We start from the raw sequence: 17,313 nt of genomic DNA, 5'->3' as shown, positions 1-17,313 counted from the left end.
GAAACACCTGTGTTATTTCTGATCAACTTACTACCACAATCCATCGCCGGCCGGCGCGGGGCGATGATTTCAGGAGGCCGCTGTGACACAGGAACGCGAAAAAGCGATTGAGCTGGCCCTCAGCCAGATCGAAAAGCAGTTCGGCAAGGGCGCGATCATGCGGCTCGGCGCGGAAGAGGCGCTCCCCGACGTGGCCGCCATTCCCACCGGCTCACTCTCCCTCGACCTGGCCCTCGGTGTCGGCGGGGTCCCCCGCGGGCGGATCATCGAGATCTTCGGTCCCGAGTCGTCGGGTAAGACAACCCTCGCTCTCCATATCGTCGCCGAAGCGCAGAAGCTCGGGGGGATTGCCGCCTTCATCGACGCCGAGCATGCCCTCGATATCGGTTACGGCCGGAAGCTCGGGGTGAAGACCGACGATCTGCTCGTCTCCCAGCCCGATACCGGCGAACAGGCCCTCGACATCGCCGAGATGCTGGTGCGAAGCGGCGCCATCGACGTCCTGGTCATCGACTCGGTGGCGGCCCTGGTCCCCAAGGCGGAGATCGAGGGGGACATGGGCGATTCCCACATGGGGCTGCAGGCCCGGCTGATGTCCCAGGCGCTGCGCAAGCTGACCGCCATCATTTCCAAGTCGAACTGTTGCGTCATTTTCATTAACCAGATCCGGATGAAGATCGGGGTGATGTTCGGCAACCCGGAGACCACTACCGGCGGCAACGCCCTCAAGTTCTATGCCTCGGTCCGGCTCGATATCCGCAAGATCGCCTCCCTCAAGCAGGGGAACGATATCGTCGGCTCCCGGACCCGGGTCAAGGTGGTGAAGAACAAGGTCGCGCCGCCTTTCAAGGAGGTCGAGTTCGACATCTTCTACGGCGAGGGGATTTCCCGCGAGGGAGACCTGCTCGATCTGGCGGTGGACAAGGGGATCGTCGACAAGAGCGGCGCCTGGTTTTCCTTCGGCAGCGAACGGATCGGCCAGGGGCGCGAGAATGCCCGCGTCTTCCTCCGCGAGCATCCGGAAATCGCCGCCGAGGTGGAAGGAAAGCTGTTCGCCGCGGTCGGCCTGGCGCCCAAGGAGAGCGGCGAAGGACAGGGGTAGGCCATGGAGCTGAATGAAATCCTTGCGGTGGCGGTAAGGGCGAAAGCCTCCGATGTCCATATCAAGACCGGCCTGCCGCCGGTAGTCCGGATCGATGGCCGGCTGCGGCCGATCCCGAATGCGCCGCGGCTGGCGCCCGATCAGGTCCGGGCAATGGCCTTCGCGATCATGAACGAGCGCCAGCAGCGAATCTTCGAGGAACACTACGAGGTCGACCTGGCCTATGGTGTCCCCGGTCTCGGCCGCTTCCGGGTCAGTGCCTACTCCCAGCGCGGCACCGTCGCCATGGTGTTCCGTTTCATCCCGTTCGGCATCCCCTCCCTCGAAGCGCTTAACCTGCCGCCGGTCCTGAAAAAGCTGGCCCTGGAGGAGCGGGGGCTGCTGCTGGTCACCGGGACCACCGGCAGCGGTAAATCGACCACCCTGGCGGCGATGATCGATTACATCAACGAAAACCGGACCTGCAACATCATCACCGTTGAGGACCCGGTCGAATACCTCCACCGGGATAAAAAGAGCATCCTGAGCCAGCGGGAAGTCGGCTTCGACACCCTGTCGTTCGCCGATGCCCTCAAGGGCGCCCTCCGCCAGGACCCGGACGTGATCCTGGTCGGCGAGATGCGCGACCTGGAGACGATCGAGACTGCCATGCACGCCGCCGAAACCGGCCACCTGGTGATGTCGACGCTCCATACCCTCGACGCGGCCGAAACGGTCAACCGGATCATCTCGGTCTTCCCGCCGTACCACCAGCGGCAGATCAGGATCCAGCTGTCGGGGGTGTTGCGCGGCGTCATCTCCCAGCGGCTGGTGCCGCGGGCCGACGGCAAGGGGCGGGTGCCGGCGGTGGAGATCATGATCGGCACCGCCCGAATCCGCGAGTACATTGACGACAAGGACAAGACCAAACTGTTGCCGGAGGCGATCGCCCAGGGGTACACCACCTACGGGATGCAGACCTTCGACCAGTCGCTGATGCAGCTCTACACCCAGAAGCTGATCACCTACGAAGAAGCGTTGCGCCAATCCTCCAACCCGGACGATTTCGCCCTCAAGGTGTCGGGTATTTCGTCAACGTCGGACAGCACCTGGGACCAGTTTGTCCATGACGAGGAACCGCCGGTTGAAGGTGACGGGGGCGCAGTTCCCGACAAATACTAGATGGACCGGCCGCAAAACGGCTTTGCCGCTGCCCTGGCGATCCTCACCCGCCGCGACCACAGCGAGCTGGAGCTGATCCGGAAGCTCGAACGGAAGGGGTTTGCGCCGGCGGAGATTGCCGAGACCGTTGCCCGGCTCCGCGATTGCGGCTACCTCGACGATCGGCGGCTGGCTGGGCGGCTGGTTGAAACCGCACTGGCCAGCGGGCGGCTGGCCGGCTTCCGTCTCCGGCAGGAACTGCGTCGCCGGGGGATTCCGCCGGAGCTGGCGGCGGAGGCACTGGCCCGGGAGACGGCCGGGTACGACGAACGGGCCGCCATCGGCGAGCTGCTGGCGCGGAAATTCCCCCGTCTCACGGCGGCGGCCGATCCCCGGGAGAAGCGGCGGGCGGTCGGCTGGTTCCTCCGCCGGGGCTTTTCCCTGGCCAACGTCCTGGCCGCCCTGCAGGTGGCCGAACACGAAATTGACCCATGACTTTGCCTAAATGAGGATCAGATGACCGGAACAGAACTACGTGCCAGATTCCTGAAATTCTTCGCCGACCGCGACCACACCATCGTTGCCAGCTCGCCGCTCATTCCGCGGAACGACCCGACCCTCCTCTTCGCCAATGCCGGGATGAACCAGTTCAAAGACGTCTTCCTCGGCCTCGAAAAGCGCGATTACCGCCGGGCCTGCACCGCCCAGAAATGCGTCCGGGCGGGAGGGAAGCACAACGACCTGGAGAATGTCGGTCGGACTGCCCGCCACCATACCTTCTTCGAGATGCTCGGCAACTTCTCCTTCGGCGACTACTTCAAGAAAGAGGCGATCGCCTTCGCCTGGGAATTCCTGACCAAGGAGCTGGGGCTCGACAAGGAGCGCCTCTACGTCTCGGTCTATACCGACGATGACGAGGCGGCGGACATCTGGCACCTCCAGGAAGGGGTCCCGCGGGAGCGGATCTTCCGCTTCGGCGAGAAAGACAATTTCTGGTCGATGGGCGATACCGGCCCCTGCGGCCCCTGCTCCGAGATCTTCTACGACAATGGTCCCGAGGTCGGCTGCGGCAGCCCCGACTGTACGGTTGGCTGCGACTGCGACCGCTACATGGAGATCTGGAACAACGTCTTCATGCAGTTCAACCGGGCCGCCGACGGCACCCTGACCCCCCTCCCCAAGCCGTCCGTCGATACCGGCATGGGGCTGGAGCGGATCACCACCGTCATGCAGGGGGTCACCTCCAACTACGACACCGACCTGCTGCAGGGGATCATCCGCCATGTCGAGCGGCTCGCCGGCAAGCAGTATCGCGCCAATGCCAAGGATGACGTCTCGATGCGGGTGATCGCCGACCATGCCCGGGCCACCACGTTCCTGATCTGCGACGGCGTGCTGCCGTCCAACGAGGGGCGGGGCTACGTCCTGCGCCGGATCATGCGCCGGGCGGCCCGCCATGCCAAGATGCTCGGTTTTGCCGAGCCGGTCCTCTACCGGATCGTCGATGCGGTCAACGAGGTGATGGGCGGGGCCTATCCCGAGCTTTTCGAGCGGGAAGAGTATATCAAGAAGGTTGTCCGGGCCGAGGAGGAGCGATTTGCCGAAACCCTCGACAACGGCCTCCGCATTCTCAACGACGAGGTCGCCCGGCTCAAGGGGGAAGGGCAGAGCGTCATCCCCGGCGAGGTGCTGTTCCGCCTCCACGACACCTACGGCTTCCCGACCGACCTGACCGCCGACATCGTCGAGAGCGAGGGGTTCTCCATCGACGAAGCCGGCTTCGAGGTCTGCATGGAGCGGCAGCGGGAGCAGGCCCGGGAGCACTGGAAAGGCTCCGGCGAAGAGGGGATCGCCGCCATCTACAAGGAGCTGCACAACCGCGGCCTGCGGAGCGCCTTCGTCGGCTACCATGAGCAGAGCGCCTACTCCGTCATCACCGCCCTGGTGCGTGACGGTGTCGAGGTTGCCGAGGCGCGGAGCGGCGAAGAGGTCGAAGTGGTCGTCGAAACAACCCCGTTCTACGGCGCTTCGGGCGGCCAGGTGGGGGATACCGGCACCATTTCCACCGGCAGCGCCCATTTCCGGGTCGACGAGACCCTGCGGCCCTATCCCGATCTGGTCGTCCATCGCGGCACCGTGATCGAGGGGACCCTGAAGAACAGCGATGCGTGCGACCTCAAGCTGGCGACCGCCGACCGCCAGGCGACGGCGCGCAACCATACCGCTACCCACCTGTTGCAGTCGGCGTTGCGCCAGGTGCTCGGCGAGCATATCAAACAGGCCGGTTCGCTGGTCGCCCCCGACCGGCTCCGCTTCGACTTCACCCATTTTACCGCCATGTCGCCTGACGAGCTGCGCCGGACCGAAGACTTGGTCAACAGTTACATCATGGTCAACGAAGCGGTCGACGTCCGGGAGATGGACGTCGACGAGGCGATGGAGAGCGGCGCCACGGCGCTGTTCGGCGAAAAATATGGCGATCGGGTCCGGGTGGTCAAGGTCGGCGAAGTGAGCGCCGAGTTGTGCGGCGGCACCCACGTCCGGGCGGCCGGCGACATCGGCTTCTTCAAGATCGTCTCCGAGGCGGGGATCGCCGCAGGCGTCCGGCGGATCGAGGCGCTGACCGGCATGGGGGCAGTGCGCTACGCCCAGGAGCTCGAAGACGAAAAGCGGCAGATTGCCCAGCTGATCAAGGCCGAGGGAGGCGACAACCTGGACCGGCTGCAGAAACTCCTCACCCGACAGCGAGACCTGCAGCGGGAAGTCGAAACCCTCCAGGGACGGCTCAACGCCGCTCAGTCGGCCGACCTGCTGGCAGGGGCCCGGGCGATCGGCGGGGTCAAGGTCCTGGCGGTAACGGTGACGGTGGACGACCCGAAGGGGCTGCGCGAGCTGGCCGATACCCTCAAGGACCGGCTCGGCTCCGGGATCGTCGTGCTCGGCTGTACCACGGGCGAGCGGGTCAATCTGCTGGTGGCGGTGACCCGGGACCTGACCGACCGTTACAAAGCCGGCGAGCTGGTCAAGCAGCTGGCGCCGCTGGTTGGCGGCAGCGGCGGCGGCAAGCCCGAACTGGCCCAGGCAGGGGGGAACCGTCCCGACCAGTTGGCCGCAGCGCTGGAAAGCGTCTATACCCTGATCTCCTGAACAGATCAGCAGTCAATCACGTTGCGGTGAGGCCGCCATGGATGTCGTCGACAAATTTGAAGTAGAACGTACCCCTAAATCGATCCTGGTCGTCGACGACGAGGCGGTGATCCGCGATCTCTGCGCCCGGGCGCTCAGGGGGTACCGGGTCCTGCAGGCGACCGATGGCGAGGAGGCGCTCCGGCTGTTCGGCAAGGGGGGCATCGACGTCATCCTGACCGACGTGATGATGCCGAAACTGAACGGTATCGATCTCTTGCGGCGACTCAAAGAGATCGAGCCGACGCTGGTGGTGATCGTCATGACCGGCTATGCCGAGAAGGAGATCATCCTCAACGCGCTCAAGGCCGATGCCGACGACTTCATCACCAAGCCGCTCAACCTGCTCCAGCTCAAGACCGCCGTCGACAAAGCGCTCGACAAGAAGGCGCTCAAGGAAGAGATCGCCAACCTGAAGAGCATGGACCGGCTGAAGAGCAACTTCCTGTCGCTGATTTCCCACAAGTTCCGGACCCCGCTCACCACTATTTCACTCTTCCTGCAAAACCTGGCCAGCGGCGTCTACGATCCCCAGGATCCCGAATCGCGGAAAAACCTGGAGCTGATCTACGGCCAGTCCTGCTACCTGGAATCGCTGGTCACCGAACTGCTTGCCTTCAGCCGCTTCATGGACGCCGGCGAGAGGACGCACCTGGAGCCGTGCCGGCTCGACGAAATCCTCCGCCACCTGGCCCGCACCTCCAAGGAGGCGGCCAGCAAGCCCGACGTCGAGACGGTCTTCGATCTCGATCCGCTGCCGCTCTTGCCGCTCGACCGGGAAAAAATCACCTTCGCCCTCAGCCAGGTGATCAATAACGCCTTCAAGTTTTGCTACGATGCCGGTACGGTGATGATCTCCCTGAAAGCGGAAGGCGAGGGGTGCCGGATCGTCGTCCAGGATAGCGGCGTGGGGATCCCCCGCGAGGAACTGCCGAAGATCTTCGAAAAATTCTACCAGGTCGACCCGGACGGCGCCGGCCAGATCCGTGGTTTTGGCCTCGGCCTGTTCTACGCCCGGGAGTTCGTCAAGCTCCATGGCGGTCAGATTACCGTCGACAGCGAACCGGGGCAGTGGACCCGGGTGGTGATCACCCTCCCCCGTCTCGGCCTGGCCGGCGAACAGCCGGTTTACCCGGCCGCCGCAAGTCCTCTTTGATGTTGATTATTTCCCCCTTTCTGCTATAGTTGCTCCTTTCCAATGCCGAATCCCGCCCCCAATCCACCCCTTCGGGAGGCTGCTCCGCATGCAGAAGCTGATCGAGAAAGCCAACACCCTCATGGAAGCGCTGCCCTACATCCGGCGCTTTTCCGGCAAGACCATCGTCATCAAATACGGCGGCCACGCCATGGCGGACGAGGCGCTCAAAGAGTCCTTCGCCCTCGACGTGATCCTCCTCAAGTCGCTCGGCATCAACCCGGTGGTGGTGCACGGCGGCGGTCCCCAGATCAATGAGACCCTCAAGCGCTACGGTATCGTCTCCGAATTCGTCAAGGGGATGCGGGTCACCGACGCCGCCACTATGGCGGTGGTCGAGATGGTCCTTACCGGCCAGGTCAACAAGGAAGTGGTCGGCTATCTCAACCAGCACGGCGGCCGGGCGGTCGGTCTCTCCGGCAAGGACGGCAGCCTGCTGCTCTGCGAAAAGCTCCTCCAGGAGGTGAAACGGGAGGACGGGACGAGCGAGCGGGTCGATATCGGCTTTGTCGGCGACGTGGTCAAGGTAAACCAGGAACTGATCCAGACCCTGGAGCACGGCAAATTCCTGCCGGTGATCGCGCCGATCGGCGTCGGCGAGCATGGCGAGAGCTACAACGTCAATGCCGATCTGGTGGCCGGCCGGGTGGCCGGTGCCCTCAAGGCCGAAAAGCTGATCCTCCTCACCGACGTCGAAGGGGTCAAGGACCGGGATGGCCGGCTGCTGTCGAGCATCACCCGGGATGACGTCCCGCGGCTGATCGACGACGGGGTGATCACCGGCGGCATGATCCCGAAGGTGAGCTGCTGCGTCGACGCGCTCGCCGAGGGGGTCAAGAAGGCGCATATCATCGACGGCCGGGTGCAGCATGCCATCCTGCTGGAAATCTTCACCGACGTTGGCGTCGGCACGGAGTTCAAGTAATGAACGCAAGTCAGTGGATTGCCAAGGCAGACAAATACATCATGAAAACCTACGGCCGGTACCCGCTGGTGCCGGTGCGCGGCGAAGGGTGCCGGCTCTGGGACGCCGACGGCAAGGAGTATCTCGACTTCCTGGCCGGCGTGGCGGTCAACAACCTCGGCCACTGCCACCCCAAGGTGGTGGCGGCGCTGCAGCGGCAGGCGGCGGAGCTGATCCACTGTTCCAACTACTACCACATCCCGAGCCAGATCGAGTTGGCGGAGCTGCTCTGCGCCCACTCCTTTGCCGACAAGGCCTTCTTCTGCAACAGCGGCGCCGAGGCCAACGAGGCGGCGATCAAGTTGGCCCGCAAGTATGCCCGCGAGAAGCACGGCGACGCCGAGCGCTACGAAATCATCACCGCCCTGGCGTCGTTCCACGGCCGGACCATGGCGACCATCTCGGCTACCGGTCAGGAGAAGGTGCAGAAGTTCTTCGATCCGCTGCTCCACGGCTTCCGCTATGTGCCGTTCGACGATGCCGATGCCCTGGCGGCGGCGGTTACCCCGCAGACCTGCGCGGTGATGCTCGAACCGATCCAGGGGGAGGGGGGAGTTGTGGTTCCCTCCGCCGACTACTTCCGCCGGGTGCGGGAGATCTGCGACCGGCACGGGCTGCTGCTGATCTTCGACGAGGTCCAGGTCGGCATCGGCCGGACCGGCAAGCTGTTCGCCCATGAGCACTTCGGTGTCTTCCCCGACATCATGACCCTGGCCAAGGCCCTGGCCGGCGGCGCGCCGATCGGCGCCATGCTGGCGCGGGACGAGATTGCTGCCGCCTTTTCCCCCGGCACCCACGGCTCGACCTTCGGCGGCAATCCGCTGGTCACCGCCGCCGGGGTCGCCGCGCTCCGGGCGATCCTCGAAGAAGGGTTGCTCAACCGGGCCGAGGAGATGGGCGAGTACCTGCTCGGCGAACTGGAGCGGCTGCAGGCCAAGCACCCCTCCTTGGTTCGCGAGGTGCGCGGCATCGGCCTGATGATCGGCATGGAACTGACGATCCCCGCCGGCGAAATCGTCCTCAAGGGGCTCGACCGGGGAGTGCTGCTCAACGTCACCCACGACTCGGTGCTCCGCTTCGTCCCGCCGCTGGTGGTGACCAAGCAGGAAGTGAACGAGATGATCGCCATCCTGGATGGCATCCTGGAGGAGACGAACCGATGAAACGCGACTTCCTGGCCCTGAACCAGTTCACCAAGGACGAGCTCGACGCCCTGTTCCGCCTGACCGCGGAGCTGAAAGCGCAGCAGAAGAAGGGCGAGCCCCACCAGTTGCTGGCAGGGAAGAGCCTGGCGATGATCTTCGAGAAATCCTCCACCCGGACCCGGATCTCCTTCGAGGTCGGGATGTACCAGCTGGGGGGGCATCCGCTGTTCATCGCCAACCGCGATTCCCAGATGGGGCGCGGCGAGCCGATCCGGGATACCGCTCGGGTGATGTCCCGCTACTGCGACGGGGTGATGATCCGCACCTTCGGCCAGGAGATCGTCGAAGAGTTCGCCCACTATGCGACGGTGCCGGTGATCAATGGCTTGACCGACCTTTTCCACCCCTGCCAGATCATGGCCGACCTCTTCACGGTGATCGAGCACAAGGGGGGATACGACGGGCTCAAGTTCGCCTGGGTGGGGGACGGCAACAACATGGCCAACACCTGGATCGAGGCGGCGGCGATCTTCGGCTTCGATCTCGCCCTGGCCTGCCCGCCGGGGTACGAACCGGCGACGGAGGTACTGCGGTGGGCAACCGCCCGGGCGCCGGGGCGGATCAGTCTCACCACTAATCCCCATGAGGCGGTAGCGGATGCCGATGTCGTCAACACCGACGTCTGGGCCAGCATGGGGCAAGAGGCGGAGCAGAAGGTGCGGGAGAAAGCCTTTGCCGGCTTCTGCGTCGACGAGACCCTGGTGCAGCTCGCCAAGGCGGACTGCCTGGTGCTGCACTGTCTGCCGGCCCACCGGGGCGAGGAGATCAGCGACGGGGTCATCGAAGGGCCGAACTCGGCGGTCTGGGACGAGGCGGAAAACCGGCTGCACGTCCAGAAAGCCATCATGGCAACCGTAATGAAATAGAAATAGGGCCCGCCGCTGTCGCGCCGACCCGGCGCTCCCTCCGGGGTGCCCGGGGCCGGGACAGCCGCGACGATCCCATGAAGCTCAGTCCGACAACATAAGGAGAACCACATGGCCAAGAAAGAAGTGAAAAAGATCGTCCTTGCCTACTCGGGCGGACTCGACACCTCGATCATCCTCAAGTGGCTGAAGAACGAGTACGGCTGCGAAGTGATCGCCTTTTCCGCCGACCTGGGGCAGGGCGACGAGCTGGCGCCGATCCGCGACAAGGCCTTCGCCACCGGTGCCGACAAAGTCTATATCGACGACCTGAAAGAGGAGTTCGTCCGGGATTTCGTCTACCCGATGTTCCGCGCCAACGCCATCTACGAGGGGCACTACCTGCTCGGCACCTCCATCGCCCGGCCGCTGATCGCCAAGCGGCAGATGGAGATCGCCCGGATCGAGGGGGCCGACGCGGTCTCCCACGGCGCCACCGGCAAGGGGAACGACCAGGTCCGCTTCGAGCTCGCTTACTATCACTTTGATCCGGCGATCACCGTCGTCGCCCCGTGGCGCGAGTGGAAGCTGAACAGCCGCCAGGCGCTGGTCAACTACGCCAAGCGGAACGGCATTCCGATCCCGGTCACCAAGAAGCGCCCCTGGTCCAGCGACCGCAACATGCTGCACATCTCCTTCGAGGGGGGAATTCTCGAAGATACCTGGGCCGAGCCGCCCGAGAACATGTACGTGCTGACCAAGGCGCCGGAAAAGGCCCCCAACAAGCCGCAGTACATCGAGATCGAGTTCGAGAAGGGGAACGCGGTGGCGGTCGACGGCGAGCGGATGTCGCCGGCCCAGCTCCTCGCCCACCTGAACTTCCTCGGCGGCGAGCACGGCATCGGCCGGGTCGACCTCTTGGAAAACCGCTCGGTCGGCATGAAATCCCGCGGCGTCTACGAGACCCCCGGCGGCACCATCCTCCGCGAGGCTCATTCGGCGGTCGAGCAGATCACCATGGACCGTGAAGTGATGCGGATCCGCGATTCGCTGATCCCCGAGTATGCCCGCCAGGTCTATGCCGGCTACTGGTTCTCGCCGGAACGGGAGATGCTCCAGACGCTGATCGACGACTCGCAGAAGACGGTCAACGGCGTCGCCCGGCTCAAGCTCTACAAGGGGCACTGTCGCACGGTCGGCCGCAAGTCGGAGACCAACTCGCTGTTCAACCTCGACTTCGCCACCTTCGAAAAGGACCAGGTCTACAACCAGGCCGACGCGGAAGGGTTCATCAAGATCAATTCGCTGCGGCTGCGGATTCGCTCGCTGATGCAGGGCCAGAAGAAATAGTTCCGTCAGTGCCGGCCGGGGGCACGGCCAGCCGTGTCCCCCGGCGTTTATTATGCCGAAGATCCAGTTCAAGAAAGAGCATATCGTCACCTCGGTGGTGGCGGTGATTATCGACGACGACGAGCAGGTGCTGCTGACGCGGCGGAGTATCGCGCCGTTCCTCGGCCAGTGGGTGATGCCCGGCGGCAAGATCGACCTCGGGGAGCCGATCCTCAAGGCACTGCACCGGGAAGTGATGGAAGAGGTGGGGCTCGAGGTGGAGGTGGTGGGGCTGATCGACGTCTTCGAGCACCTGACCCCCGGCCTCGACAACAATCACTTCGTGATCCTCTATTACCGCTGCCGGCCCCTCTACTGCGACATCCGCCACAACCCCGACGAGGTGCATGAGGCCCGCTGGGTGCCGCGTTCCGAGCTGCCGGGCTACGACATGCCGGAAGGGACCCGCTTCATCCTCGGCAAGGTGTTCCCGGAGTTGTGCAGCTGCGAAGTCTGACTACGTTCCTCGACAAATCAGGTTTCCCCGCATGGTCCAGATCATCGACAAGAAGGTCAACCTCGAGTTCCCGCTGGGGCATCATCTCCACTGCCTGATCGCCCAGCTGCCGAACCGGCTGCGCCGTTCGGAGATCGGCTTCGCGGTGACCGAGCCGGAGCGGCAGTGGCGGCAGATCGCCGCGGTGATGGAGCTGGTGGCGGCCGGGGAAGGGAACCTGAAGAAGCTCCACTTCCTGCTCTTTCCCGAGACCGCGGTACCGTTCGCCCGCTTCGACGAGATGCTGGCGATCATCGGCCGGGACTTCCGGCCGAACAGCACGGTGATGTTCGGTGTGGAGCATGTTCCCCTGAAGATCTACCGCCAGCTCCTCGAACGGTTTCGGGCCGACAACGGCGAGGCGGTCGAGCTGGTCGACCGCGACATCGATTCGGGCGACGTGCTGGAGATGCCGGTCAACTGGGGCTGCGTGGCGATCAAGGAGGCCAGCGGCGCGCTGCGGGTCTTCCTTGAGGCCAAGAGCCACCCCTTCAGCGGCGAGGAGTTTCCCGACAAGTTCCACGACCTCTACCGGGGGCGGCATTTCTACCTGTTCCGCAGCCGGCCGTCGTGCTTCAACTTCATGATGCTGATCTGCCTCGATTACCTCTACCGGGATCTCTACCAATCCAACATCAAGCAGGTCATCGACCACGCGAATCAGCTCTATTTCAGCACCAGGCAGGGGCTGGACAGCCTGTTCGTCATCCAGTGCAATCCGAAGCCGGAGCACCGCGCCTACCGGGACGTGCTGAGCGGCTTCTACGGCGAGTACCTGGAGGATCTGCCGGGGGTGCGCGAGACAGTGACCGTCTTCGGCAACAGCTCCGACGAGACGGAGATCGAGGATTTTCCCCAGAAACACGGCTACGGCCACTCGGCGGTGGTGATCAACCGCCGTCACCGGCTGGCGCCGCTCATTCTGGCGGAGTTCGCCACCGACGACTTCAGCGGCGCGCCGCTCTGCCGCCTCCGCTTCGGCGGCGGCACCCGGCTCTACTATTTCAACCTGCCGCTCCATCACGAACTCGACCCGCGCAGCAGTCGGATCCCGCTCAAGGTCCACACCATCATGCGCTGGTCCCGGGACGACAGCTGGGTGAAAGTGACCGAAGACCGGCTGCTCGGCGGCGTCGAACTCGGCGCGGCCGAGCAATCGCATCAAGACCAATGATCAGGAGACAGACTCATGGCAGACGAGTGCAAGGATAAACTCTGGGGCGGGCGGTTCTCCGCGCCGACCGACAAGTTCGTCGAGGAATTCACCGCCTCGATCGATTTCGACAAGCGGCTCTACCACCAGGACATCCGGGGGTCGATCGCCCACGCCCGGATGCTCGGCAAGCAGGGGATCATCCCGATTGCCGACGTAGAGCGGATCGTCCATGGCCTGCAGGAGATCCTCGACCAGATCGAAGCCGGCGAGTTCGACTTCTCCGTCGCCCTCGAAGATATCCACATGAACATCGAGGCGCGCCTCTCGGCGCGGATCGGCGAGGCGGGGAAACGGCTCCATACCGGCCGCTCCCGCAACGACCAGGTGGCCCTCGACATCCGCCTCTACCTGCGGGACGAACTGGTCGAGATTTCCGCCTACCTCGACCTGCTGATCGACGCGCTGGTTGCCCGGGCGGAGGAGCAGCTCGGGGTGATCATGCCGGGTTATACCCATCTGCAGACCGCCCAGCCGATCCTTTTCTCCCATCACCTGCTCGCCTACGTCGAGATGTTCAGCCGCGACAAGGGGCGGATGGAGGACTGCCTGAAGCGGACCAACGTCCTGCCGCTCGGCGCCGGGGCGCTGGCCGGCACTACCTTCCCGATCGACCGGGAACACGTGGCCGAGCTGCTCGACTTCCCGGCGGTGACCCGCAACTCCCTCGACTCGGTCTCCGACCGCGATTTCGCCCTGGAGTTCCTGGCCGCCGCCTCGATCCTGATGATGCACCTCTCCCGCTTCTCCGAGGAGCTGATCCTCTGGTCCACCAGCGAGTTCAAGTTCATCGAGCTCTCCGACTCCTTCTGCACCGGCTCGTCGATCATGCCGCAGAAAAAGAATCCCGACGTCCCGGAACTGGTCCGCGGCAAGACCGGCCGGGTCTACGGCAACCTGATGGCGCTCCTGACGGTGATGAAGTCGCTGCCGCTCGCCTACAACAAGGACATGCAGGAGGACAAGGAGCCGCTGTTCGATACCATCGACACCGTCAAGGGGTCGCTGAAGATCTTCGCCGACATGATCCGCGAGATGCGGGTCAACGTCGGGACGATGCGCGCCGCGGCGGCCAAGGGGTTCTCCACCGCCACCGACGTCGCCGACTACCTGGTGCGGAAGGGGATGCCGTTCCGCGACGCTCACGAAGTGGTCGGCAAGACCGTCGCCTACTGCATTGCCAACGGCAAGGATCTGCCCGACCTGACCGTCGAGGAGTGGCAGCGGTTCTCGCCGCAGATCGGCGCCGATATCGCCGCGGCGATCGGCCTGGAGGCTTCGGTCAACGCCCGCGCCGCCACCGGCGGCACCGCCCTGGAGCGGGTGAAGGCGGAGATCGAACGGATCAAGGCGGGGCGCTAGCCCGGCGCCCGATATCCCCTCGCCCGCCGAGGGATGGAGAGAAGGCCCCCGATGAAAAAACTACTGCTTGTTGCCCTGCTCGTCGGGGTGGTTGCCGGCTGCGGCAAGAAGGGGCCGCTGATCCCTCCCGAGGCGTTCCAGCCGGCACCGATCGCCGATCTGCAGGTGGCACAGAAAGAAGACCGGCTCTACGTCTCCTGGAGTGCGCCGACCGTCGACGCCGCCGGCCGGGCGCTCAAGGGGCTGGCCGGCTTCCACCTCTACCGGCGCGTGGTGCTCCCTCCCGATCAGGATTGCGAATCCTGCCCCAATGCCTACCAGCTGCTCAAGACCGTCGATCCGGAGTACCTGCAGGACGTCCGGCGCTTCAACAACCGTTACGTCTTTGCCGACAGCGGGCTGAAGGACGGCACCATCTACCAGTACAAGGTGATCGCCTTCAAGGGGGACGGCACCGAGAGTGCGGCGTCGAACCGGGCTCGCTGGCGGATGGTGGTGCCACCGCCGGCGCCGCGGCTGCAGGCGGTTGCCACCCCCACCGGCGTCCAGCTCAGCTGGGAACCGGCGGCTGCGCCGGGGGCCGATTTCCTCGGCTACAACCTCTATCGGCGGCGGAGCGACGATATCCGTTCCCTGGAGCTCTTGACCACCCAGCCGACGAAAGAACGTCGTTTCGAAGACCTTCGCCTCGAACGGGGCGTCAGCTACCTCTATCTGGTGCGCGAAGTGATCGGCGTCGACGGGGAGTCGGTGGAAGGGGCCGCCTCCAACGAGGTGCGCGCTGCCCTGGCGCCCCCCGAATAGACGGCCACAGCGTGCCGGCCGGGCGCGGTAAGTCCTTAAAACTTTGACTTTTATAACGCCGTGTGGTAAAAATACCCACTTTTGTTTACGGTTCGCGATGCGTTTTCATACAATTTTCATATGACGGAGGAAAGGCATGAATCACTTTCAGTACAAGGGGAACGAACTCTACGCCGAGGAGGTGGCGATCCGGGAAATTGTCGCCAAGGTCGGCAGCCCAGTCTACATCTACTCCCAGGCCACCCTGGAGCGGCATTTCCGCTCCTTCGACGAGGCTTTCGCCGCGGTGCCCCACACCGTCTGCTATTCGGTGAAGGCCAACTCCAACCTGGCGGTGCTGAAGACCTTCATCAACCTTGGCGGCGGGGTTGACATCGTTTCCGGTGGTGAACTGTTCCGGGCGCTCAAGGCTGGCGTCGACCCGCGCAAGGTCGTCTACTCCGGCGTCGGCAAGCGCGACGACGAGATCGAGTACGCCCTGAACAGCGGCATCCTGATGTTCAACGTCGAGTCGGAGCAGGAGCTGACCCGGATCTCCGAGATCGCCTCCCGCCTGGGGAAAAAGGCCGGCATCGCCATCCGGGTCAACCCGGACGTCGATCCGCAGACCCACCCCTACATCACCACCGGCCTCAAAAACGCCAAGTTCGGCATCACCATCGACCGGGCCATGGCCGAGTACGCCCGGGCCAAGACCCTGCCGGGGATCGAGGTGATCGGCATCGACATGCATATCGGCTCCCAGCTGACCAAGGTCAACCCCTTCGTCGACTCGATCGAGAAGCTGAAGGTGATGATCGGCACGCTGCGCAGCCAGGGGATCGATCTCCGGTACTTCGACTGCGGCGGCGGGCTCGGCATCCAGTACAACACCGAAGAGCCGCCGCTCCCCGCTGACTACGGCAAGGAGATCGTCGCCGCCACCAAGGACCTCGGCATGCACCTGGTCTTCGAGCCGGGGCGGAACATCGTCGGCAACGCCGGCATTCTGGTCGCCACCTGTCTCTACACCAAGGAGCGCGACGAGAAGAACTTCATCATGATCGACGCCGGGATGAACGATCTGGCCCGGCCGGCCCTCTACGGCTCCTTCCACGGCGTCCAGCCGGTGGTCAAGGACCAGGACGGAATGGTCGTCGCCGACATCGTCGGGCCGATCTGCGAGTCGGGCGACTTCCTGGTCAAAGACCGGGAAGTGCCGATGTTCAAGCAGGGGGACCAGATGGCCTTCATGTCCGCCGGCGCCTACGGCTTCGCCATGTCGAGCAGCTACAACAGCCGGCCGCGGGTCGCCGAGGTGATGGTCAAGGGTGACCGCTTCGAAGTGATCCGCGAGCGCGAGACGGTCGAGGATTTGATCAAGGGAGAGCGGCTGCCGTCGTTTTTGTAGCGGAATAGCCGCTGTTGCGCCCGCTCTGCGTTGCGCTGCGGCATTCGCGCCCCACATTGGCTGTTTCGCCCCATCATTGCTAATTCCGCCGAAAGGGAGGATACGGATATGTTCAAAGGAAGCATCGTCGCCATTGTCACGCCATTCAGAAACGGCGCCGTCGACGAAGAGAAACTGCGTGAGCTGGTAGAGTTCCAGATTGTCAACGGCACCGATGCCATCGTGCCGTGCGGCACCACCGGCGAGTCGTCGACCCTCGACTACGAGGAGCACGACCGGGTGATCGAGATCGTTGTTCAACAGGTGAACAAGCGGGTCCCGGTCATCGCCGGCACCGGCTCCAACTCGACCCGCGAGGCGATCGAGATGACCGGCCACGCCAAGAAGCTCGGCGCCGACGGCTGCCTGCTGGTCACCCCCTACTACAACAAGCCGACCCAGGAAGGGCTCTACCGCCACTACAAAGCGGTGGCCGAGGCGGTAGCGATCCCGCAGATCCTCTACAACGTCCCGGGTCGCACCGGGGTCAACCTCCTCCCCGAAACGGTCGCCCGGCTGGCGGAGATCGGCAACATCGTCGCCATCAAGGAGGCGACCGGCTCGCTGCAGCAGGCCTCGGAAGTGCTCGCCCTCTGCGGCGACAAGATCGACGTCCTCTCCGGCGACGACTTCATCACCTTCCCGATGATGGCCTGCGGCGCCAAGGGGGTGATCTCGGTGGTCGCCAACATCATGCCGAAGGAAGTGGCCAACCTGGTCGACGCCTTCTTCGCCGGCAACCTGGATGAGGCGCGGCGGCTGCACCTCCATCTGCTGAAGATCTCCAACGCCATGTTCATCGAGAGCAACCCGATCCCGGTCAAGACCGCCGTCGGCCTGATGGGCAAGGCCTCCGACGAGGTCCGGTTGCCGCTGGCGCCGATGGGCGAGGCCAACAAGGCCAAGCTGGTGGCGGTGATGAAAGAGTACCGGCTGATTTAACGATCAAACGAGCTTGCGCCACCGGGGACACAGTCGCTCGC

General features: G+C 64.3%; 15 protein-coding genes. All 15 read left to right on the top strand.

Annotated features, from left to right (window positions below):
• The first annotated feature begins 82 nt into the window (after positions 1 to 82).
• Positions 83 to 1,102 carry a recombinase RecA gene (gene recA / locus QMN23_RS18395; protein ID WP_282000791.1) on the top strand — a complete coding sequence of 340 codons (1,020 nt, stop codon included), beginning with the start codon at positions 83 to 85 and terminating at the stop codon, positions 1,100 to 1,102.
• A 3-nt stretch (positions 1,103 to 1,105) separates the two neighbouring features.
• Entirely contained in the window at positions 1,106 to 2,263 is a 1,158-nt protein-coding gene (locus QMN23_RS18390) for a type IV pilus twitching motility protein PilT (RefSeq protein ID WP_282000790.1), read from the top strand.
• Positions 2,264 to 2,737 carry a regulatory protein RecX gene (locus tag QMN23_RS18385; RefSeq protein ID WP_282000789.1) on the top strand — a complete coding sequence of 158 codons (474 nt, stop codon included), beginning with the start codon at positions 2,264 to 2,266 and terminating at the stop codon, positions 2,735 to 2,737.
• Between the two features lie 21 nt (positions 2,738 to 2,758).
• Complete coding sequence (gene alaS / locus QMN23_RS18380; RefSeq protein ID WP_282000788.1) at positions 2,759 to 5,389, top strand: alanine--tRNA ligase; 2,631 nt, start codon at positions 2,759 to 2,761, stop codon at positions 5,387 to 5,389.
• Between the two features lie 37 nt (positions 5,390 to 5,426).
• Positions 5,427 to 6,584: an ATP-binding response regulator gene (locus QMN23_RS18375; RefSeq protein ID WP_282000787.1), complete on the top strand. Its 1,158-nt coding sequence runs from the start codon at positions 5,427 to 5,429 to the stop codon at positions 6,582 to 6,584.
• Between the two features lie 88 nt (positions 6,585 to 6,672).
• The gene (gene argB, locus QMN23_RS18370) at positions 6,673 to 7,548 is read left to right on the top strand and encodes an acetylglutamate kinase (RefSeq protein WP_282000786.1); all 876 of its coding nucleotides are present in this window, start codon (positions 6,673 to 6,675) and stop codon (positions 7,546 to 7,548) included.
• Positions 7,548 to 8,750 carry an acetylornithine transaminase gene (locus QMN23_RS18365; RefSeq protein ID WP_282000785.1) on the top strand — a complete coding sequence of 401 codons (1,203 nt, stop codon included), beginning with the start codon at positions 7,548 to 7,550 and terminating at the stop codon, positions 8,748 to 8,750. The genes argB and QMN23_RS18365 overlap by 1 nt, the downstream gene beginning before the upstream one ends.
• Complete coding sequence (gene argF / locus QMN23_RS18360) at positions 8,747 to 9,658, top strand: ornithine carbamoyltransferase (protein WP_282000784.1); 912 nt, start codon at positions 8,747 to 8,749, stop codon at positions 9,656 to 9,658. The genes QMN23_RS18365 and argF overlap by 4 nt, the downstream gene beginning before the upstream one ends.
• A gap of 111 nt (positions 9,659 to 9,769) precedes the next feature.
• A complete protein-coding gene (locus QMN23_RS18355; protein WP_282000783.1) occupies positions 9,770 to 10,987 on the top strand; it encodes an argininosuccinate synthase in 1,218 nt (405 codons plus the stop codon).
• Positions 10,988 to 11,039: 52 nt separating this feature from the next.
• Positions 11,040 to 11,483, top strand: a complete 444-nt coding sequence (locus QMN23_RS18350) for an NUDIX domain-containing protein (protein ID WP_282000782.1) — start codon at positions 11,040 to 11,042, stop codon at positions 11,481 to 11,483.
• 31 nt (positions 11,484 to 11,514) lie between these two features.
• Positions 11,515 to 12,696: a hypothetical protein gene (locus QMN23_RS18345; RefSeq protein ID WP_282000781.1), complete on the top strand. Its 1,182-nt coding sequence runs from the start codon at positions 11,515 to 11,517 to the stop codon at positions 12,694 to 12,696.
• Positions 12,697 to 12,711: 15 nt separating this feature from the next.
• Positions 12,712 to 14,097, top strand: a complete 1,386-nt coding sequence (gene argH, locus QMN23_RS18340; RefSeq protein WP_282000780.1) for an argininosuccinate lyase — start codon at positions 12,712 to 12,714, stop codon at positions 14,095 to 14,097.
• Between the two features lie 51 nt (positions 14,098 to 14,148).
• Positions 14,149 to 14,901: an LPS translocon maturation chaperone LptM gene (gene lptM, locus QMN23_RS18335; protein WP_282000779.1), complete on the top strand. Its 753-nt coding sequence runs from the start codon at positions 14,149 to 14,151 to the stop codon at positions 14,899 to 14,901.
• Between the two features lie 136 nt (positions 14,902 to 15,037).
• On the top strand, positions 15,038 to 16,291 hold the full coding sequence (gene lysA, locus QMN23_RS18330) for a diaminopimelate decarboxylase (protein WP_282000778.1): 1,254 nt from the start codon (positions 15,038 to 15,040) through the stop codon (positions 16,289 to 16,291).
• A 108-nt stretch (positions 16,292 to 16,399) separates the two neighbouring features.
• Positions 16,400 to 17,272 carry a 4-hydroxy-tetrahydrodipicolinate synthase gene (dapA, locus tag QMN23_RS18325; RefSeq protein WP_282000777.1) on the top strand — a complete coding sequence of 291 codons (873 nt, stop codon included), beginning with the start codon at positions 16,400 to 16,402 and terminating at the stop codon, positions 17,270 to 17,272.
• Positions 17,273 to 17,313: the final 41 nt, after the last annotated feature.

Source organism: Geotalea uraniireducens, from assembly GCF_027943965.1.
GTDB classification, from domain to species: Bacteria; Desulfobacterota; Desulfuromonadia; order Geobacterales; family Geobacteraceae; genus Geobacter; species Geobacter uraniireducens.
This window is presented reverse-complemented; position numbering and strand designations above follow the sequence as displayed.

What these genes read in the sequence shown, in the direction of transcription:
- argH (WP_282000780.1), top strand. Translation starts at nt 12,712, where the DNA reads ATGGCAGACGAGTGCAAGGATAAACTCTGGGGCGGGCGGTTCTCCGCG.
- argF (WP_282000784.1), top strand. Translation starts at nt 8,747, where the DNA reads ATGAAACGCGACTTCCTGGCCCTGAACCAGTTCACCAAGGACGAGCTC.
- QMN23_RS18390 (WP_282000790.1), top strand. Translation starts at nt 1,106, where the DNA reads ATGGAGCTGAATGAAATCCTTGCGGTGGCGGTAAGGGCGAAAGCCTCC.
- QMN23_RS18355 (WP_282000783.1), top strand. Translation starts at nt 9,770, where the DNA reads ATGGCCAAGAAAGAAGTGAAAAAGATCGTCCTTGCCTACTCGGGCGGA.
- lptM (WP_282000779.1), top strand. Translation starts at nt 14,149, where the DNA reads ATGAAAAAACTACTGCTTGTTGCCCTGCTCGTCGGGGTGGTTGCCGGC.
- QMN23_RS18375 (WP_282000787.1), top strand. Translation starts at nt 5,427, where the DNA reads ATGGATGTCGTCGACAAATTTGAAGTAGAACGTACCCCTAAATCGATC.
- dapA (WP_282000777.1), top strand. Translation starts at nt 16,400, where the DNA reads ATGTTCAAAGGAAGCATCGTCGCCATTGTCACGCCATTCAGAAACGGC.
- argB (WP_282000786.1), top strand. Translation starts at nt 6,673, where the DNA reads ATGCAGAAGCTGATCGAGAAAGCCAACACCCTCATGGAAGCGCTGCCC.
- QMN23_RS18350 (WP_282000782.1), top strand. Translation starts at nt 11,040, where the DNA reads ATGCCGAAGATCCAGTTCAAGAAAGAGCATATCGTCACCTCGGTGGTG.
- lysA (WP_282000778.1), top strand. Translation starts at nt 15,038, where the DNA reads ATGAATCACTTTCAGTACAAGGGGAACGAACTCTACGCCGAGGAGGTG.
- QMN23_RS18385 (WP_282000789.1), top strand. Translation starts at nt 2,264, where the DNA reads ATGGACCGGCCGCAAAACGGCTTTGCCGCTGCCCTGGCGATCCTCACC.
- QMN23_RS18345 (WP_282000781.1), top strand. Translation starts at nt 11,515, where the DNA reads ATGGTCCAGATCATCGACAAGAAGGTCAACCTCGAGTTCCCGCTGGGG.
- QMN23_RS18365 (WP_282000785.1), top strand. Translation starts at nt 7,548, where the DNA reads ATGAACGCAAGTCAGTGGATTGCCAAGGCAGACAAATACATCATGAAA.
- alaS (WP_282000788.1), top strand. Translation starts at nt 2,759, where the DNA reads ATGACCGGAACAGAACTACGTGCCAGATTCCTGAAATTCTTCGCCGAC.